General features: G+C 45.0%; 15 protein-coding genes. All 15 read right to left on the bottom strand.

Annotated elements, in window-relative coordinates; translation table 11 throughout:
- Positions 1-7: 7 nt before the first annotated feature.
- From LY387_RS24225 to LY387_RS24155, 15 genes are read right to left on the bottom strand one after another with little or no spacing between them, the layout of a single operon-like run.
- Positions 8-985: an FHA domain-containing protein gene (locus LY387_RS24225; RefSeq protein ID WP_234496714.1), complete on the bottom strand. Its 978-nt coding sequence runs from the start codon at positions 983-985 to the stop codon at positions 8-10.
- 20 nt (positions 986-1,005) lie between these two features.
- Positions 1,006-1,758 carry a transporter substrate-binding domain-containing protein gene (locus LY387_RS24220; RefSeq protein WP_234496713.1) on the bottom strand — a complete coding sequence of 251 codons (753 nt, stop codon included), beginning with the start codon at positions 1,756-1,758 and terminating at the stop codon, positions 1,006-1,008.
- Between the two features lie 26 nt (positions 1,759-1,784).
- The gene (tssH, locus tag LY387_RS24215; protein ID WP_234496712.1) at positions 1,785-4,397 is read right to left on the bottom strand and encodes a type VI secretion system ATPase TssH; all 2,613 of its coding nucleotides are present in this window, start codon (positions 4,395-4,397) and stop codon (positions 1,785-1,787) included.
- On the bottom strand, positions 4,397-5,386 hold the full coding sequence (locus LY387_RS24210; RefSeq protein ID WP_234496711.1) for a type VI secretion system baseplate subunit TssG: 990 nt from the start codon (positions 5,384-5,386) through the stop codon (positions 4,397-4,399). The genes tssH and LY387_RS24210 overlap by 1 nt, the downstream gene beginning before the upstream one ends.
- The gene (tssF, locus tag LY387_RS24205; protein ID WP_234496710.1) at positions 5,377-7,149 is read right to left on the bottom strand and encodes a type VI secretion system baseplate subunit TssF; all 1,773 of its coding nucleotides are present in this window, start codon (positions 7,147-7,149) and stop codon (positions 5,377-5,379) included. Before tssF ends, LY387_RS24210 begins: the two co-directional genes overlap by 10 nt.
- Positions 7,142-7,600: a type VI secretion system baseplate subunit TssE gene (gene tssE / locus LY387_RS24200; protein ID WP_234496709.1), complete on the bottom strand. Its 459-nt coding sequence runs from the start codon at positions 7,598-7,600 to the stop codon at positions 7,142-7,144. The genes tssF and tssE overlap by 8 nt, the downstream gene beginning before the upstream one ends.
- Positions 7,597-9,021: a type VI secretion system contractile sheath domain-containing protein gene (locus LY387_RS24195; RefSeq protein ID WP_234496708.1), complete on the bottom strand. Its 1,425-nt coding sequence runs from the start codon at positions 9,019-9,021 to the stop codon at positions 7,597-7,599. The genes tssE and LY387_RS24195 overlap by 4 nt, the downstream gene beginning before the upstream one ends.
- Positions 9,022-9,054: 33 nt before the next feature.
- Positions 9,055-10,533 (bottom strand): type VI secretion system contractile sheath large subunit, encoded by a 1,479-nt coding sequence (gene tssC, locus LY387_RS24190; protein ID WP_128649652.1) that lies wholly within the window; start codon positions 10,531-10,533, stop codon positions 9,055-9,057.
- A complete protein-coding gene (tssB, locus tag LY387_RS24185; protein WP_042497780.1) occupies positions 10,533-11,036 on the bottom strand; it encodes a type VI secretion system contractile sheath small subunit in 504 nt (167 codons plus the stop codon). Before tssB ends, tssC begins: the two co-directional genes overlap by 1 nt.
- Before the next feature lie 23 nt (positions 11,037-11,059).
- Complete coding sequence (locus LY387_RS24180; protein WP_042471713.1) at positions 11,060-11,584, bottom strand: Hcp family type VI secretion system effector; 525 nt, start codon at positions 11,582-11,584, stop codon at positions 11,060-11,062.
- 48 nt (positions 11,585-11,632) lie between these two features.
- On the bottom strand, positions 11,633-12,943 hold the full coding sequence (locus LY387_RS24175; RefSeq protein ID WP_234496707.1) for an ImpA family type VI secretion system protein: 1,311 nt from the start codon (positions 12,941-12,943) through the stop codon (positions 11,633-11,635).
- A gap of 13 nt (positions 12,944-12,956) precedes the next feature.
- Positions 12,957-14,009, bottom strand: coding sequence for a hypothetical protein (locus LY387_RS24170; protein WP_042471719.1), 1,053 nt, complete (start codon positions 14,007-14,009; stop codon positions 12,957-12,959).
- 49 nt (positions 14,010-14,058) lie between these two features.
- Entirely contained in the window at positions 14,059-14,358 is a 300-nt protein-coding gene (locus LY387_RS24165; protein WP_042471724.1) for a PAAR domain-containing protein, read from the bottom strand.
- Positions 14,358-14,936, bottom strand: coding sequence for a DUF6931 family protein (locus tag LY387_RS24160; protein WP_234496706.1), 579 nt, complete (start codon positions 14,934-14,936; stop codon positions 14,358-14,360). Before LY387_RS24160 ends, LY387_RS24165 begins: the two co-directional genes overlap by 1 nt.
- On the bottom strand, positions 14,936-16,990 hold the full coding sequence (locus LY387_RS24155) for a type VI secretion system Vgr family protein (protein ID WP_234496705.1): 2,055 nt from the start codon (positions 16,988-16,990) through the stop codon (positions 14,936-14,938). Before LY387_RS24155 ends, LY387_RS24160 begins: the two co-directional genes overlap by 1 nt.
- Positions 16,991-17,004 lie beyond the last annotated feature (14 nt).

Here is a 17,004-nt window from a genome sequence, read left to right as displayed (position 1 = left end):
TGCTCCACTACTTCTCCCTCAACTCTTCCATTAATAGCGCTGTAAACTGTCTTTTAAACTCACTTTTCTGTTGTTTTCTCATAAACTGTTTTTTATATAGGGACCAATACTTTTTGTCCTTGTTGCCCCACCCAGTGATGTAATCGTCAAATTCTTCTTCTAAAGAACTGGGGTTGAAATCATCCAAAAACTTATCCAGTGTCACTTCGATACATGAAAACAGTCGCTCCCTATCGATTGCCGCGGTGACGGTCGATTGTTGATGCTCAACTAACTTTGTTAACCGATCGATGCTGGAATCTAGAGCTTGAATCTGTGACCCATTGGCAACCGTGACAGAATGATCATCGGCTACAGGCTCATTTTGATGCTCTGTTATCATTACAATATTGTCTTTACTATCACTGCTTGAGAGGTCCATCGCGAGGTCATCGTCATCTTCAAATGGGTCGTAGGAATAAATATCCTCCCCAACCACGTTCTCAGATGAAAACGCTTCAACTTCTTCTTGTTTAAACGATGAACTCGACGAAACATCTTGCGCAAATATCGCTTCTGTCGGCTCTTCCATCACGCTATCGAAGTCGAATGTATCTCTTTTTTCGGAAAACAGGCCTTCTGTATTTTGCTGAGAGCTACTATTGGTTGAACTTTCAGCGAATAGTTCGTCCATATCGCTGACCAGCATCAAATACCCACCAATACGGATATTGTCGCCATCATTCAACTTTAAAGACTGACCAACACCAAGCTCAACGCCATTCACCTGGCATCCATTTACGCTTCTATCAATAATCTGGAAGCCGCCCTCAGAGTGCGGACGCACTTCTATATGCACGCGAGATAGCGTACGACTGAGATCAGGTAATTGCACCGTGCATTCATATGAACGGCCTATTGTGCCACCTTCACTAGGAAGCGTTATCTGGCGACTCATTACCTGCTCGTTTTCAGGTAGCTCAATCAACTGAAAACTAATATCCATGGCATTCCCTTACCTATACTTCAATAACATTTGCGTAAGGAAGCATTAAACTGCTCCAAAAAGCCTGGGGCTTGACGCAAAAAGTCGTTAGAAAAATGAACCATTAAATCTTGCTTTTTAATTCTCACCCGTTGGAAGTAATCCATAGGTAGGTTCGCTTTCTTCATCGACTCTTCAAACACAAGTTCATACTCATAGGCGACATCCAAATCGCCTTTCCAAAGCATTTGTAATAGCGAATCCGCATCTCTTGGCTTTCTTATTACGTTATAGCCATCTCTCTTTAAAGATAACCACTTGTTTGTATTAAACTTAGCACCAAAACGTAAACTGTACTTAGTTGTTTCATCATTTATGTCGGCATAGATGTTTGGAGCTATGAACCATGCCAAGTTTTCTGACACTATCGGATAAGACGCCGTCGCATATTGCGCTCGACGACTATTCGATGAACCGGCAAAAAAACCATGCATTTCGCCTGTTTCAACCATCAACTGCGCTTTGTCCCAACGCATTACCCGAATTTCATAAGGCTGCCCCATTCTGCCTAGCGCACACTTCACTCTATCTACAGCTACACCCCCTATCGTGCCGTTACTGTCAACGGTTTGATAGGGAGTCCAGATCTGGGTTGCAAGCGTTATACGTTCTACCGCGCTCGCTTCAAATGCTCCGGTTAATAGGACACTTGGCACGAGGCAGAACTTGGTCAGTGCCCTAGCACTGACTTTAGCCTTTCCAATAAAATGGAACATCAAGGCACGCTTATCCATGTTGTCACCTCTCTCAACTTTAATATTTAGGTGATATCAATAACCAACTCACCTGTCACAGCATCCGTTGTAACGGATACTTGATTCACGCCAAGCCCCTCACTGAGACGATGAATACAATCAACCGCAAGTTTAGGCATTAGAGAACGATTAATAATCTGCTCCACGGCTCGACCTCCTGTCGTCGGATCCGTGTTCCTACTGACCACAAAATCAATGAAAGTGTCATCCCACTTAAACTCGGCCTTGTACTTCTCTTTGAGTTTATTAGCGATGCGATTCAAACTAATTGCCGCGATTTGGCTCAGTTCATCACGATTCAATGGGTAGTAAGGCACAATCGTTGTGCGTCCTAAGAAAGCGGGTTTAAAGTAGTGTTGTAATGCCGGGCGGATCTGTTCTAACAAATCTTCATTTGCTAAACGTTCTTCATTATCTTCACAGATATCTACTATCGCTTGGTCTGCCGCGTTCGATGTCATAATGATGATTGTGTTTTTAAAGTCGACCGTACGACCTTCACTATCTTTGATATGGCCCTTATCAAAGATTTGATAGAACAAGTCATGAACGCCTGGATGCGCTTTTTCCATTTCATCCAGTAGCAACACTGAATACGGGTTGCGACGAATCGCTTCAGTGAGCACACCACCTTCGCCAAAGCCAACATACCCTGCAGGAGAGCCAAGCAGCATCGAAATTTTGTGCTCTTCTTTAAACTCGGTCATATTAATAATGGTGAGGTTATCTCCACCGCCGAACACTTCATCAGCCAGAGCCATGGCAGTTTCCGTTTTACCTACACCACTTGGACCACACATTAAGAACACACCCACTGGCTTACGACTATCAGTAAGGCCCGCTCTTGATATTTGGATGCTTTTTACAAGCTCGCTGATGGCCACATCTTGCCCAATCACTCGCTCATGAAGAGCGTCTTCAAGGGACAGTAACTGAGCGACTTCTTCTTTGACCATGTTGCCAGCAGGGATGCCAGTCCAGTTTTCAATCACAGTTGCAATCACTTGCTCGTCAACTACCGGGAAAACTAGCGGAGATTCACCTTGAATCTCTCGCAAGCTGGTGAGTGCCTGGTTAAGGCTTTGCTGACTAATAGAATCAACCGTGTCTTCTGTACGATCCGTCTCGATTTTTTCGCACAGAGAGATAATTTCAGATACCAGTTCGCGCTCTTTTTCCCATTGAACGTTTAGCGCTTCAAGATCAGATTTACTGTTTTCAATTCTATCTTTCAGAAGTTGATGGTCACCGGCTTTTTCGATGAACACGGTACCTTCTGCTTCAAGCGCATTGAGCTCACTCTCCAAATAGCGGATGTTTTGTTCAAGACTTTCAATCGACTCTGGCTTCGCACCTTGCGTTAACGCTATTCGAGCACAAGCCGTATCAAGCAAGCTAATTGCTTTGTCTGGCAGTTGTCGTGATGGAAGATAACGAATAGACAAGCTCACAGCAGCCTCAATTGCATCCTCCAAAATGAATACGCCATGGTGATTACGTAATGCTTCACCTACGCCACGGAGGATCTGCTTCGCGTCTTCAGCATTTGGTTCCTCAACACTAATGACCTGGAAACGACGTGTTAACGCTGGATCTTTTTCGAAGTACTTCTTGTACTCTGCCCAAGTCGTTGCGGCAATTGAACGGAACTCACCACGTGCTAGCGCTGGCTTTAGTAGATTTGCCGCATCATTTTGACCCGCAGCACCACCTGCTCCAATTAACGTGTGTGCTTCATCGATGAATACAATAATTGGTGTTTCAGAGCTTTTTACTTCGTTGATAACGTCTTTAAGTCGGTTCTCAAATTCACCTTTAATACTCGCACCCGCTTGCAGTAGACCTAGGTCTAGCGTGTGAATTTCAACACCTTGAATCGCAGGTGGCACTTCGCCTGCGACGATGCTGTGAGCCAAACCTTCGACAACGGCAGTTTTACCGACACCTGGTTCACCAACAAGAATAGGATTGTTTTGGCGCTTACGACATAGAATGTCGATAGCCATCCTGACTTCACTGTTTCGTCCTAGCACAGGATCTAGCTCTCCATTCCGAGCTTGCTCTGTTAGGTTAACTGTATATTTATCAAGAGCACCACCAGCAGTTGCTGCCTGAGGAGCACTACCTGTTGATGCTGAAGAACTAGACTTCGTCGCTATCTTCAAAGAAGCGATTTGCGCACCAAGCGCTTCTGTTGACACATTTTCCAGAGAAGGGAGTGACAATGTTTTCATGCCAAAACTATCTGCTTGGTTCAACGCCAAGAGTAAGTGCAAGCTTGTCACTTCCTGATGCCCATAGTTTACTGACGCCAGCATCCATGCGGTTTCCATTACCTCACTCAATGCTCTGCTAATCGTTGGCTGGCCATTTGCACCCGGTTTTAAGCGATTAATACGCTCTGTTAGCTCACTCAACAAAGCACTTGGGTCGATGTTTTGTTTGGCGAGAAAGCTTTTCAAATGACTTTCATCTGTTGTTAGCAACTGCACCAGCCAGTGCTCTATCTCGATGGCAGCGACTGTTTGAGTCATTGCTGCACCTGCAGCCTCCTCTAGCGCGGCCTTGAGGGGCATATCGAGCTTAGAAACAAGGTTCCCTAGTTTTATTTGAGACATCAAACTTTCTCCTGTTGAATGAGTATCTTGCGAAATTCCGATTTTCGCCTTTTTGAGGCAAGGCAGTTGGCTTCTCCTAACCTGAGTCCTTGCCTAGAGTTAGACAGTTGTGGTTCGTCTATGTAGTCTCGTTTCACATACATATAGAGTCTGATATCTATGCTTTCACGAAGGTATGCTTGAACCAAAGACTTCATAGACTGTGCAAATTGAGCATTGTTGAGCAGCCCTAAATACTCAGAGCGAGTTTTAGGCGTGATATTAATTTCAAGTGCTTTAAACGTTTGAGTCCCTGTGGCTCCTAGCCAAAAGCCTTGGCCTAAACTCTGATTCTGCCCTTTCTTTTCGCCGAGCTTCGACTGGTAGTTGGTATTGATTCGATAGAATGATGAAGGCGCTACCACAGGCGTTACAGCCAACGAAAAGTAATCACTGAGCAGCCGTTTTAGGCCATTTAAGTTTCTGCTCTTGTTGCCCAGCGCTAAACCATGACGCAGCATGCTAGGGTGTGTTTTCTCTCGATTCGACCCTGGTAGTGAAAACATGCATGCCAATGCAGCTTGTTGGGTCAAACGCCCCAAAACCTTGTTCGCTGCGGCATCTTTTTCTTGTTTCAACAACATGCTCTGATTGATCTCTACATGAGCTCTCAACTCAAAGTAACGTTGATTAAACACATCGATAAACTTCTGTAGCGCGTTGTCATCTTGGTGCAAGCTATTGAGCAGTTCAGCATATAGATAGTCAGGAATAAGCCCCTTGGATCCTGACAACGCCTCTAAACCAAGCTTGATTCTGACTCTATCACTTTCAAAGCGAATACTGGTTACTTGCTCTGGTAGACCTTCAGGCATCACCTCGGGTGTGAGTGATAAGGGCAACTTGTCACTCACGTTCAACGCCTTTAGAAGTCTAATGACCTGAATAAAATCAAAAGAATAAGGTTGATTTAACAGCTGGGCTTTGACGCTTTCTTGGATCACAGACATAACTGACTTCCGTGTGTTTTTGGAAACTGTACGCCAGCTTTGTCACTACCAAATCGTTCTACAGAGACCTGAATAAACCTATCGAAACTACAATATTGTGAGAACAAAGCGTTCAGAATCTCTGCAAACACAGAAAAATCCGTGCTTAATATTTCATCGTCCACCATGACTTTTATTTCGGTACCAGAAGCAAAAATACTTTGTCCATCGATGGTAATAGGAGCAATCAGATGTTTGTATGAGACGGTTTTAATGGCAAATGCCTGAGTACATTGAATGGTATTACAACTGAGTCTAAGAACATCCTGTAGTGCCAGCGTTGGATCATCTGTCTGAACCAAGGTCGCGAAGTTCGCATTGAGAATCGCAAGAAATCGCCAAGTTAATTGATTATCCAATGAAGGGTATTGCGGTGCCGTGGGGGTTTTAACAACCTCAAGCTCGCCAGGTAAGTCGACCGCTGCCAAACATTCAGCCCATGTCCCTGTTGGGATTAAACAGGGTGTACGCCCATTGCACACCATTAACTGAGTAGAGAGGACAACGGACTCTTGATCCATTGGCATCTGAGCATAGCTAACTGAGAGGTTCATGCGCCTGCGCCCTTTATGATCCCAATACTGACTGCTCTGCCATTGCGGAGCATCACTATCGGACCAATAACCGCTTTCGTATATTGGTGTTAAAGGTACTTCTCCAGTAGAAAGTACTTCATTAACTGACTCCACAGAGACGACAGTATAGTGGTCCTGTTGCTGGGCATCCGCAATGACTGGCATAGAAAGCTTGGAGAAGTCATATCGAAGCGGCTCGCCACGACGTCGAAATAGATTGAGTGCAGGTACAGTATTAAGCTGTATAACCTCAGGACTGAATAAACTTAGGTACTCTACTGGCAAATGCTGGATAAAAAGAGTCAACGTAACTTCACTACTATTAAACGCTCTCAACTGATCGCCAAGATCGTCAACTCTCATATAGGCAGCTTTATCAGGGAACGCGAAGTAATCACGCAATATGTCGAAACCGGTAAGATGACCATCGTAGCTTGGAAGCCAGGTAAAGTTCGAATCAGAAACACGAGTTCGTAAGCGCGACGTATTGATTGATTCTTGCTGATTGCCGTTCCACAGTGTTATAGCTTCTGTGTTTAACAAAAGAAGATCAATCAAGCCTCGCGAACTACTCTCAAAGCCGCGAACATAGAAGTCAAAGTGTTCGGTGGTCAATTGACTAAACGTTGTATCAGGGTCGTTGCACTTAAGCGTCACCTGAAGTGCAGACTCAGCCCTTCTAAGGTTGTTAGGAGTGGGAAAGTTAAACGGTGCAGTCGTGGCGCTTATGTCTGCAATATGAAATGGCTCAACGACCAAGTCATCAACTAAAGTGAAAATCGACTCTACCTCATCGTGAGACACCGCAAGCTCAGACCCTTTCTCTAGTTCGAGTTTACTCGTCGCTGCTTCAGTATCTAGGTTCAAGTGAAATGGCGTATAGCTAGGGATCACTTGAAGGTAACCTGGATAAACTATATTGATAAGGTCTTGCAATATTTCCGGAAACTGCTCGTCTAGACGCTTCTCTGTTTTTGCATTCAACAAAGCAGCAGCTTCGATAAATCTGCTGATATTTGGATCTTCTTGATCGTTTTGATTCAAGCGCATTGACGCGGCATGATCGGGGAAATCTCGGCTATATTCGCTCAATGCACCGCGAATACTTGCTAATTCTCTTTCAAAGTAACTTAGAAGTTGATCAGACAATTTCCTGTCCCTCCATCGTCGCAGACTGGTTTGACAGGCTTATATTTGAATCAAACAAAAAGACATGCTCGCCTTTTGCGGTTTCAATTTTTGCCATTATCGAAAAACAAACTGCGTTTTTTGATTGGTCACTTTCTTGTACGAACACACTGACTTCTGACAACCTAGGCTCAAACGCCTTAATCATACGCTCGAGGGCGCGGGAAAATTGATCGTGATCGATTTGACTACTTAAACTCTGCGAGTTGTCGAGGCCAAAGCAATACAGAGAGCGCTGTACTTCTGGAAACGAGTTAGACACCAATCTCATTGGCGCCTCTGAGTTCAACAGTGTTGTCAGTTGATAATGAATTGCATCAAGTAGATCATCGCCACTCTTCTCGCTATTGATGTTTCCGGAAGCAGTGCGGTTCGATCCGGTTTGCTTCACAAACGTTTTCCAAAACATCATGCGCGAGCCCTCGAAGTGAACAAGGCATCTTCAGTACCAAGGTCTGTCGAAAGAAGGACTTCGCCACACACGTTATCAAACTGGTACTGTGGTTGAATAAGAACATTACAAACGTAACGGTCGCTCTCACCTTGAACTTCTTTAACTTCAACACGGCTTTTACTCAGTGGATACTTAGCCATTGTTGCTTCATCAGCATTGAACAGATTACTCGTATACTTTTGCAGCCAATCATTTAAGTAGAGCTCACACTCTTCTGCACTTTGGAAATTACCGATCATCCCTCTGATCTGTACTTTAAGAAAATGAGCAATACGACAAATCATGAGCGTGGTTTGGATCTGACCCGCAACAAGTTCCGAGTCATCTTTAGCCTTATCCCAAATAGAACGGTTGCCTCTGAAGAAATACTTTTCCGTCGTAGTACTGCGACATAATGGAATAAAGCCCTGCTCAGTGTAAAAATTGCCCATCTCGGTATACAGGCTCATTTCCGATGCAGGTTGGTAAGTTGCTAACGTGCCTTGGCCATTAATTGGTACGTTGACTAATGCGCCCATTAGCTTGTCCTGCCACCGTGATTTCATAAAACCGAACCAGTTGATTCGGTTAAACTCCCGTAACGCTGTCGACGCGAAAAGTACAGCAGCACTACCCCAAAGGCCCGCTCTCGGCTGGTATGTTTCGCTAAACAAAAATGAGGTTGATGACTGGCTACTATACGCATTCCGTAAGCGTATTTTAGGCATTGCCACACCAAGAAAACGGGACTGCGTTAAGCTACGAAGCCTTTGCCAAGCAATATAGTCGGGCCCTTGAAGAATCTTCTCAACTCGTTGAATGTCCGACAACCAATCAGCGCCAGGCTCACCGAAAAATGTATCCTCAGGAGATAAAACAAACGGACATAAACAAAGTTGGCCCAAACTAGCGAGCAGTTCTAGCGTGTATATGTCATCAAAGTCAGAGTCGACATTCATTGAGATGTCATGGTCAACAACCACCATACCAAATGGCTGACCACCTGAAGTATTCAGCTCTCGGTTAGCGATTAAGTTATAAAGCGCAGTGCGCTTAAGTGAAACTGCTGTGTTAAGCTCATGAGAAAGTTCGTTCCAAGAAACATCGAGAAGCTTTATACGAACTTTCTGATAATTAACAGGGAGAAACGCCAGTGTTTCGACGCCTCTCCAGCTCGCTTCTAGTTGACTAAAATTAGGGTGATGGATGATGTTCGATACCTGCTTCGACATTCGTCTATCGATTTCTGCGATCAAACGAGTCACACCTGCAAAGAAAAGGTCACTTCCCTTAAGCAAGTCTTCATCTAATTGAGCGAGTAGTAATAATGCGTCTTTCAAGAAAGAAGCATCATTACTATTCAATTCGCAAAATTCCGTTTGCAGTTTCGGGTCAAACATCCATCATCCCACTTAGTCATTACATACCAGGTTTTAACCTGGGATTTTCGTTACCATACGAACTGAAGTCGTCAGTTCTTCTAGTTGTAGCCAAGGTCTTAGGTGCGCCACTGCTGAATATGCACCTGGCTTACCTGGTTGTTCTACAACTGAAATCTGAGACTCACAAAGTGGTGTTTTAGAACGCTCTGCATTACCAACGGCACCTGAGTTGGTGTATTGGTCAATCCAGGTTTGCAGTTGTTTCTGAACATCCGTTGCTTCAAGGTTAGAGCCAAGCATGTCACGCCCCATTACTTTGAGGTAATGTGCAATTCGGCTACTCGCCATGATGTAAGGAATACGAGCAGAAATTGCTGCGTTACTTGTCGCGTCAGGGTCTGTATACGTCTTTGGTTTTTGTGTTGTTTGGCTACCAATAAACACACCATAGTTGGTGTTTTTGTAGTGAACCAAAGGTAGGAAACCAAGGTCGCTCAGCTCTTTTTCGCGTTCATCAGTCAAGTTAACTTCAATCGGACACTGCTGCTGAATGTCGCCAGCTTCTGATTTGAACGTTAGGTTTGGTAGGTTTTCTACTTTACCACCGTTATCTAAACCACGAACTGCAGTACACCATCCAAACGCCGTGTGCGCTTGAGTCATTTTTAGACCAAAATCGAACGCAGCGTTAGACCAAACCAACTCAGAGTTGTTTGCTGGTTTCGGATTACCCTCTGCGTCAGTATTAAGTTCTTCAAACTCAAATGCGTCAGTCGACAAACCTTTTTCGCCGTATGGCAGACGAGCCAATGTTTGAGGTAGTGTTAGCACTACATAGCGGGCATCGTCACTCTCACGGAACGCGTTCCAAGACGCATACGCTGGTGAATCAAAGCCAGCCGCTACAGGCTTACCCTCGTCGAAAGTTTCAAAAGAGTTGAACTCAAACATTTCTGGATTTGCTGCTGCAACGAATGGAGCGTGGCTCGCTGCGGCGGTTTCACCCATATAACGTAGCAGTGCTACATCTTCATCTTTGTGTGAGAAAGAGTAATCACCGATGAGTGCACCATATGGTTCACCACCCGCAGTACCAAACTCTTTTTGATACAAGGCATCAAACAGTGGACTGCGGTCAACCGCTGGTGCGTCCTCAAACTGTTCAATTAGCTCATCTTTTGTGAAATCAACAAGCTTGATCTTAAGAGATTGGCCAGTTTCACTTTCGCGAACCAGCTTATTCAGACCACGCCAAGAGCCTTCTAAACGCTGGAACTCATCATCCTGCATTACCTTTGAAAGCTGCTTAGACATTTGCTTGTCGATTTGTGCTATTGCGTTTTCGATAGTCTTTGAGACATTTTTGTCCCAAGTTACCGTACCACTGAGCGCTTGCTCAGCCAGTACAGAAAACAACTCTTTCGTTGTGTCTGCCGGTGTTTGCGTCGTAGCAGCAATCGCTCTGTCTAGAACACTGCCCGCCTCTGCTTCTGCGCCCGCACCTGCTTGGCTTTCTAATTCAGAACTCATCACTCATCTCCTTTGCTTTCGATGCCCAACTCACTAGAAAGCGCGTTAATTTGATCTGCACTTTGCAGAACTTCTTTGAGCAGCTTTTCTAAATCACGAGAACGATCCGCTTTTGACAGCAAGGTTTTAAGCTGTTGGCGGGTCTCAGCAAGTTTTTTGAGTGGTTCTATTTGCTCAACTAGAGCATCAGGTTCGAAATCTTTCATAGAAGAGAAAGATAACGCGGCTTCAAACTGGCTATCATCGTCTTGCAGAGTGTTGTCGACTTTTAACTTCAACTCTGGTCCAACACGTTTCAAAACCGTATCAAAGTTATCTTTGTCGATTTGATAAAACGTTCTCTCTTCTAGGTCTTCGCGATCTTCCTTGTGTGCAGAAAAATCACCAATAACACCCACTACAAAAGGCAACTCTTTCGTTTCAACAGCGCCATTTGTCTCAACATCATAGGTAATACTTACCCGGTTTTTACTTACACGTTTGTGTTGTGAATTCAAAGCCACGTTACTTCTCCCTGTTAATCAGATTAAGCTGCTTTCGACTCTAGCTTGCCGGTCGTGCAGTCAAACTTAACGGTGTCGCCTTTCTCGATCTTACCGCCGTCACCTTCTTGGTAATAAACCTTGGTTAGCGTCGTGTATGTGAGTGAAAAGTCTTCGGTTGGTAGTTGACCGTCTGAGCCAGAAATGTTGTAGCTCGCGATACGCGCCTTCTCCATAGTAATGACTAGGTATGGATCTGCACCTGCACCGTCACGAGATGGTTTAGTCAGTAGAATTTCCACTGTCTTACCTTCTGCACCCGGTGCGAATAGAAAGGTTGTTAGATGAGGCGATGCACCATCTGAAGTTCGGCTAATGTTTAGTGCATCAAGCGATACCATCCCTTTGTCTGCATTGTTCGCATTACCTACGTCAACACTAACACCACGGTTAGCACCCCATGACATATTATCGACAGCAAAGAAGCCTTTCTTGCCACCGATATCACCGATTGTCGCTGCACCTTTAATGCTTGTTAATCCATCAATTCGCATAAAAATAGAAGCCATGATTGTTCCCTTTTTGTATAAATAGTCATTTATGACTGTGAGTAACGATTACCACTCGATGTTCGAAAGCCCTGAATCGGTGTTGCTTTCACTGGTAGTGGTTGTTTCCTTTGGTTTCACTTCTTCCTGAACTGGTTCAATAGGCGTTATCGCTTGAGCACTAGCAGGTACACTATGCGTTGCTTTGTGCTCTGCACTTTCCAGTCCAGCCAAATGTTCGATTCGCTGATGTACGGCACTATTGTCGCCGACCAACTCTTCGAGTAATTCTGGTAATGACATCCCTCCCCAACGTATTGCCCGCTTTAACAGTAAGTAAATCGGGCTATGTGGCTCATGTTCTAAAAAGTAGTCTGCTATTGACTGTAAATTCGCTAATGCTTGTTCTCTCGTCGCTACACCGGCTGTGGGCAATGACACGACATTCAATGGCGCCTGGGCTACGTCAGTCGCAACCTGTATAGGTTCATTCGTATCAGGTTGAACGCCCGAATCAATTTGTTCAGATGAGCTCTCTGGTATCACTTGAACCGTTTCCAAAACGGGTTCAGGGTCCAAAGGCCAATGTGCAAACTGCTCACCCACTAAATATCTCAACGATGAAATAAGTCTCTCTATTGCGTCTTTTACAAACTTGAAGCTAATTGCTGTTGCACCGGCCTCGCGACACTTTTCGGTGAGCAAGGTTTCAAGACGAATCAGAGCATCGAGTGAACCTCCCAATGATCTAATTCGTTCTTCTACTTCAGCTTTTTCATGTCCATATGCAATCACTGCCTCATCTTTAAGATTAGACAAACTTCCGTCTTTTTCCGCCTTGTAAAAACGGCCAAAGTCGATTTCGCCTACCAAAGGCAGCATTTGCAATGGCATGTAGAGCAAGCCACTCTCGGCTGTGTCACCAACAAGTTGCAATAAAGGTTTTATTCGATGTTCAATAATTTCAACAGCTTGCTCTTGCTCTGTGTCCCCTTTGCGCTTTTTTTCCGGTAGCATTGGGTGCAGACTCGACCAAAAACTGTCTACAACAGCTTCCATCGACATCAAGGCACTATTTAGATTGTTAAAAGGCTGCGGTGTAAAAAGCTGAGCAACGGTAAACCAAGAGAAAATCTCGAGGTCTTTAGATTTAGTCGCCAAGCACAGATGGCAGGATTCAGAAAGCTTGTTCCAGTTTGTCGTATTGGCATCAACGAGTTCTGCATCCTCAAGTGCATCTGGAACTTCAACGAGCTGCCTAAACGACGACTGGGCCATGTTGAACTCATTGCGATAACCGCGGAATAAAGAGCGGTTATCTTTGAGATATTCACCACTTGGGGATTCATCAGAAATTGGGGCCAATAAATCATCAAACATCGACTAACTACTCCTATTTCTCGTGGAAGCTCGCGGCAGTACCCGTGATACCGGGCTTGTGCTGTGATTTAGTGAAATTGGACCAAACGAAAGCGGCTAAGTAAGCGATAGCCCACGCTTGCGCTTGATTACTATCTTGACTCTCTGCTTTTTTCCAATTGTATTTGCCACATCTAATGACAAGGGGTTGCTTGCGGTTTTTGTAGTCGTAATGCTTTGCTGAAGGCAAACTTTCACATTCTTTGGAAGATGGAAGTTTAAACTTGTTAGATAGCAACTTAGATAGGATATTGGTTGCTAGGAGTACTGTTTTGTCGCCTTCTGCAAGGCTGCGACAGTGAGTGATAGCGGTACGAAGCTTGTTAGCACATTTACCACTAATATTTGCAGGCACAGTAATGACACACTTTGGATTATTCCACACAAACTTTTCTTCACCATCCAATCGTGCCAGGCGCGACAGGTTATAGAACGCATGACCATAAGCTTTACCCCATGCCATCTGTCCGACATTAAGCTGTAGCTCAACAATATGAGGAATCTTTCGTTTGCCGGTCGGCTTACCATCAACCGTGGTGGAAAAATCAATCTCTACCTGAAGGAAAAACTTTACGTCTTTATACTGATCTTGGATACCCATGCCCCATAGATCCTTTACTGCTTTTCCATGCAAATCTTTGATTGCCTCAAACTCCGGAGTCATGGATATGAAGTCTCTAAAAGCATTCATTTGTGCGATAGTGCTAAATACAATCGTCGCTCGGGAAATATCCTTTACTTGGAGCGGAATTTTGCCGCCTGGTTTATCTGTTTTTGGGTCATCCCAATTGGTAATACCGCATTTAGCAGCAATACGTTCTCGAGTTTTAAGTGGACCTCGTTCATATCTTATTGGCTTGCCACTTTCATTCTTGACTGTGTTGGATAGGTGGCGCATGAATTCATGTAGCTTTGGATCAGCAAGCTTTGCTTGCTCTACCAACTCTTCAATTTGTTCACGTGGATGATCGTTGTCCCAAAACGTTGTTTGAGATATGTGACCCTTAATCGTATATGGTGGTGGCATGGTTCCCTCCGCTCCACTTAGTCCAATTTAATTCGAATTACGTTCTACTTTATCCACCGATCTGAACGGTCGGTGCACCAAACACAATACTGCCGCCATGTGCTGTGGTGTCGCCCATTCGCGCCGCTGGGGTACTATTAATCAATACTGTTGCGCTGCCTTTAACAATCGAGTCTGGCGGTCCAACACATACTAGCGAGTCCCCCATCTTCGCTGCTGGTAAACCGCATATAAGAACGGTGACCGCGCCCGGACCAACTATAGGACCGCCAACATGAGGAATAGGCGGTGTACCAGGTGTTTGCATCGGACATGTGTGCATGTCTGTTAATCTCGCTGCACTAGGCATTAGCTCACCTCCTCGGTTAACTTACCGGAACCGCCATCGGCTATATCCAGTGCCATGTTGAACACTTTCTTGTAATAACCTTTATACCCGGACCATTCAGGTAGTGCTGCAGCCGTGTTGATAGCACCCGCCACAGCCTTTGCATGCAAAAAGTCAGCGGGCATGACTACCGGATTTTCAGCAGGAGCAATGCTCCCCTGACCACTCCAAAACACAGCTTGACCGACCCATTTAGCCGCACTCTCATTCGCAAGTGGCACGATTGATTTCTCTATTTCACGGCGCATCGCTTCATTTGGCTGCTTTACCCAGTTTGCACTCGCTGCTACCACAGAATTTTCTGCTTGAGTTAAGTCGTCGTGTCTCAATCCCGTCGCTAACGTCGCCCACCAAATTGACTCTCGCATTGGTAGTGCGTGTGCAATAAATGTTGTCAAATCAATGTTCAGCGCCGCTTTCTGTAATACCTGTATCACTTCTATCGGCGACAGCGCTTCGTTTACAAGCTCCTTCGCTTCATCTGATAGATCAAAGTAAGATAGGATTTTTTTTGAGTCTTGGTAGGGAATCTTTTTCATTAGTTCACCATTAATATCGTGCCTTTAATGGCAGTTTGACCCGATGAACTGACTTCAGACTGAGCTGCACCAGATAGCTTAGCGGTAACATCCCCTTTAACTTCCGCGTTGAGCCCTTGAAGTTTTGCGCCGGTGCTGCCTTTCGCGGCAAAGCTGGTTGAAGCACTCAACGACATTGAAGTACCCGCCTTGCCACTAAATGCCCCATCAGATTTGATGCTAACGGACGTTCCAGATTGACTCAGACTGCCACCATCGACCGATACTTTAGAACTGCCACTCACTGCTACCGTACCGCTAGAAATTTCAATCTTGTCGCTAGTAACTACAATTTTGCTGCTGCCGACTTTCAACGTTAGAGTGTCATCTGCCGTTAAGGTAATTTCCTTACCTTGCTCGTTAATGCTTTCTTTGGCAGTAAGCTTGTAAGATTTATCGGTGCTGTAGGTAATGCCTTCTTTAGACGTTAACGTAGTTTGCTTCTCAACGGTTTGAGTTATGTTTTTGGTTACCGTCGACTTCATTTCACCACCGATCGTTTCGGTGTAATCGTTGACGACCTCTCGTGTCATATCCTTAGCAGCGTGCACATATAACTGCTCGTTATCTTTCTTGTCGTCAAACCGTAACTCGTTACTCTCACCGGTTAATTTCGTCATTACCCCAGATTGAGTAGTATTAGCTGTTGGGTATGGTGGCTTGTTCCCGCTGTTGTAAACACTTGAGACGACAACGGGCTGATCTGGGTCACCATTAACAAAGCTAACAAGTACCTCTTGGCCTGCTCTAGGTAAGAATTGGGCACCATAGCCTTTACCAGCCATAGGTTGGGCAACTCGTACCCAGCAACTCGTTTTATCACCTGTTTCAGGATCCCAATGAAACTTAATACGAACGCGCCCTAGCGCGTCGTTAGCAGGCTCACCCGCGGTGCTGCCCGCGACTGTCGCGGATTGAAGCCCGTGTAAAACTGGCTTTTCAATGTATTGAGGATAGAACGTCTGACCTTCTGGGATGACTTTTACATCGGAGTGAAACTCTCCTTTTTCGTCATCGAAATCGTACTTAATTTCGGCGACTAAATACTGTCCTATTTGACTACTATCCGTATGCGCGTTGAGCTTGAGAAAGTAACCTGCACAAAGGCTTGCTGAGGTCGTCGTTGCCAACGCGCTATCGTAGTCTGAATCTAGCTGCCCTCGCTGGGTTTCAACGACATCACCCGCTAAATCGGTGTAAGACCCCGTGGCACTTGCTGCCGGATAACGATAATCAGTTAGCTTTGTGTTATTGGACAATGAGTACTTTGATTTTTTCGCCTTACTTGTAATTAGTTTTGACTGGTTGTAGTCATAACCTGCTAGCTCGAGTGAAGCACTGTGGAAACGATGTTCACGCTGCCAAGTATCCAAAATCTCATAATCACCCGATGGTTGCGAAGCGTAATCTAGCGTCACCATTTTGTCGGAAGCAAAGGGCTTACTTGCTTGCTGTAAAAACAGCTTGTTTGCATCGCTGTCTTTACCAAAGTAGAAATGAACACCTTCTTCCGCTAAGAGCCTAGTGACAAATTCGAAGTCCGTTTCATTAAACTGAATGCAGTATTCACGCTTGGTCGACGGCATGCTTTTGACACTGTAGGCTCCTTTGAAACCCAACTCATCAAAAATACTTGTTACGATTGTTTGTACGCTCGCCTCCTGGAATACACGACACTTTCTAGAGTGATGCAGTAGGTACAGCCAAGGCTTGACGGTTAATCGGATACTTGAATAGGTCGAATCAATTCTTTGCGACTGAGACTGTGTTCTAACGACGTAGCCCTGGAATGTTCTAAGCTCGCTTCGGCTTGTTCCCGTTTCAGAGTACAGCTTTAAGCTAATCGGCTCACCGACCCAGTCAGCTGGATTCGCTTTAGTTACTAGCGCATTGACTTGCCACTCATAATCTTTGCTGACGGCTTCAAATCCAAAGAAGTTTGTTGCAACGTACTCTTTGTTATTAGAGTCTGTAACGACTAACAAGCTTCCTTGTGGTTCAATAATCTCTCTCATCGAACCTCCTCAAA

This window comes from Vibrio maritimus (assembly GCF_021441885.1).
GTDB classification, from domain to species: Bacteria; Pseudomonadota; Gammaproteobacteria; order Enterobacterales; family Vibrionaceae; genus Vibrio; species Vibrio maritimus_B.
This window is presented reverse-complemented; position numbering and strand designations above follow the sequence as displayed.

Excerpts from the sequence above, each read along its gene's own strand:
- LY387_RS24225 (WP_234496714.1), bottom strand. The coding sequence starts at position 985 with ATGGATATTAGTTTTCAGTTGATTGAGCTACCTGAAAACGAGCAGGTA.
- LY387_RS24220 (WP_234496713.1), bottom strand. The coding sequence starts at position 1,758 with ATGGATAAGCGTGCCTTGATGTTCCATTTTATTGGAAAGGCTAAAGTC.
- tssH (WP_234496712.1), bottom strand. The coding sequence starts at position 4,397 with ATGTCTCAAATAAAACTAGGGAACCTTGTTTCTAAGCTCGATATGCCC.
- LY387_RS24210 (WP_234496711.1), bottom strand. The coding sequence starts at position 5,386 with ATGTCTGTGATCCAAGAAAGCGTCAAAGCCCAGCTGTTAAATCAACCT.
- tssE (WP_234496709.1), bottom strand. The coding sequence starts at position 7,600 with ATGATGTTTTGGAAAACGTTTGTGAAGCAAACCGGATCGAACCGCACT.
- LY387_RS24195 (WP_234496708.1), bottom strand. The coding sequence starts at position 9,021 with ATGTTTGACCCGAAACTGCAAACGGAATTTTGCGAATTGAATAGTAAT.
- tssC (WP_128649652.1), bottom strand. The coding sequence starts at position 10,533 with ATGAGTTCTGAATTAGAAAGCCAAGCAGGTGCGGGCGCAGAAGCAGAG.
- LY387_RS24180 (WP_042471713.1), bottom strand. The coding sequence starts at position 11,584 with ATGGCTTCTATTTTTATGCGAATTGATGGATTAACAAGCATTAAAGGT.
- LY387_RS24175 (WP_234496707.1), bottom strand. The coding sequence starts at position 12,943 with ATGTTTGATGATTTATTGGCCCCAATTTCTGATGAATCCCCAAGTGGT.
- LY387_RS24170 (WP_042471719.1), bottom strand. The coding sequence starts at position 14,009 with ATGCCACCACCATATACGATTAAGGGTCACATATCTCAAACAACGTTT.
- LY387_RS24165 (WP_042471724.1), bottom strand. The coding sequence starts at position 14,358 with ATGCCTAGTGCAGCGAGATTAACAGACATGCACACATGTCCGATGCAA.
- LY387_RS24160 (WP_234496706.1), bottom strand. The coding sequence starts at position 14,936 with ATGAAAAAGATTCCCTACCAAGACTCAAAAAAAATCCTATCTTACTTT.
- LY387_RS24155 (WP_234496705.1), bottom strand. The coding sequence starts at position 16,990 with ATGAGAGAGATTATTGAACCACAAGGAAGCTTGTTAGTCGTTACAGAC.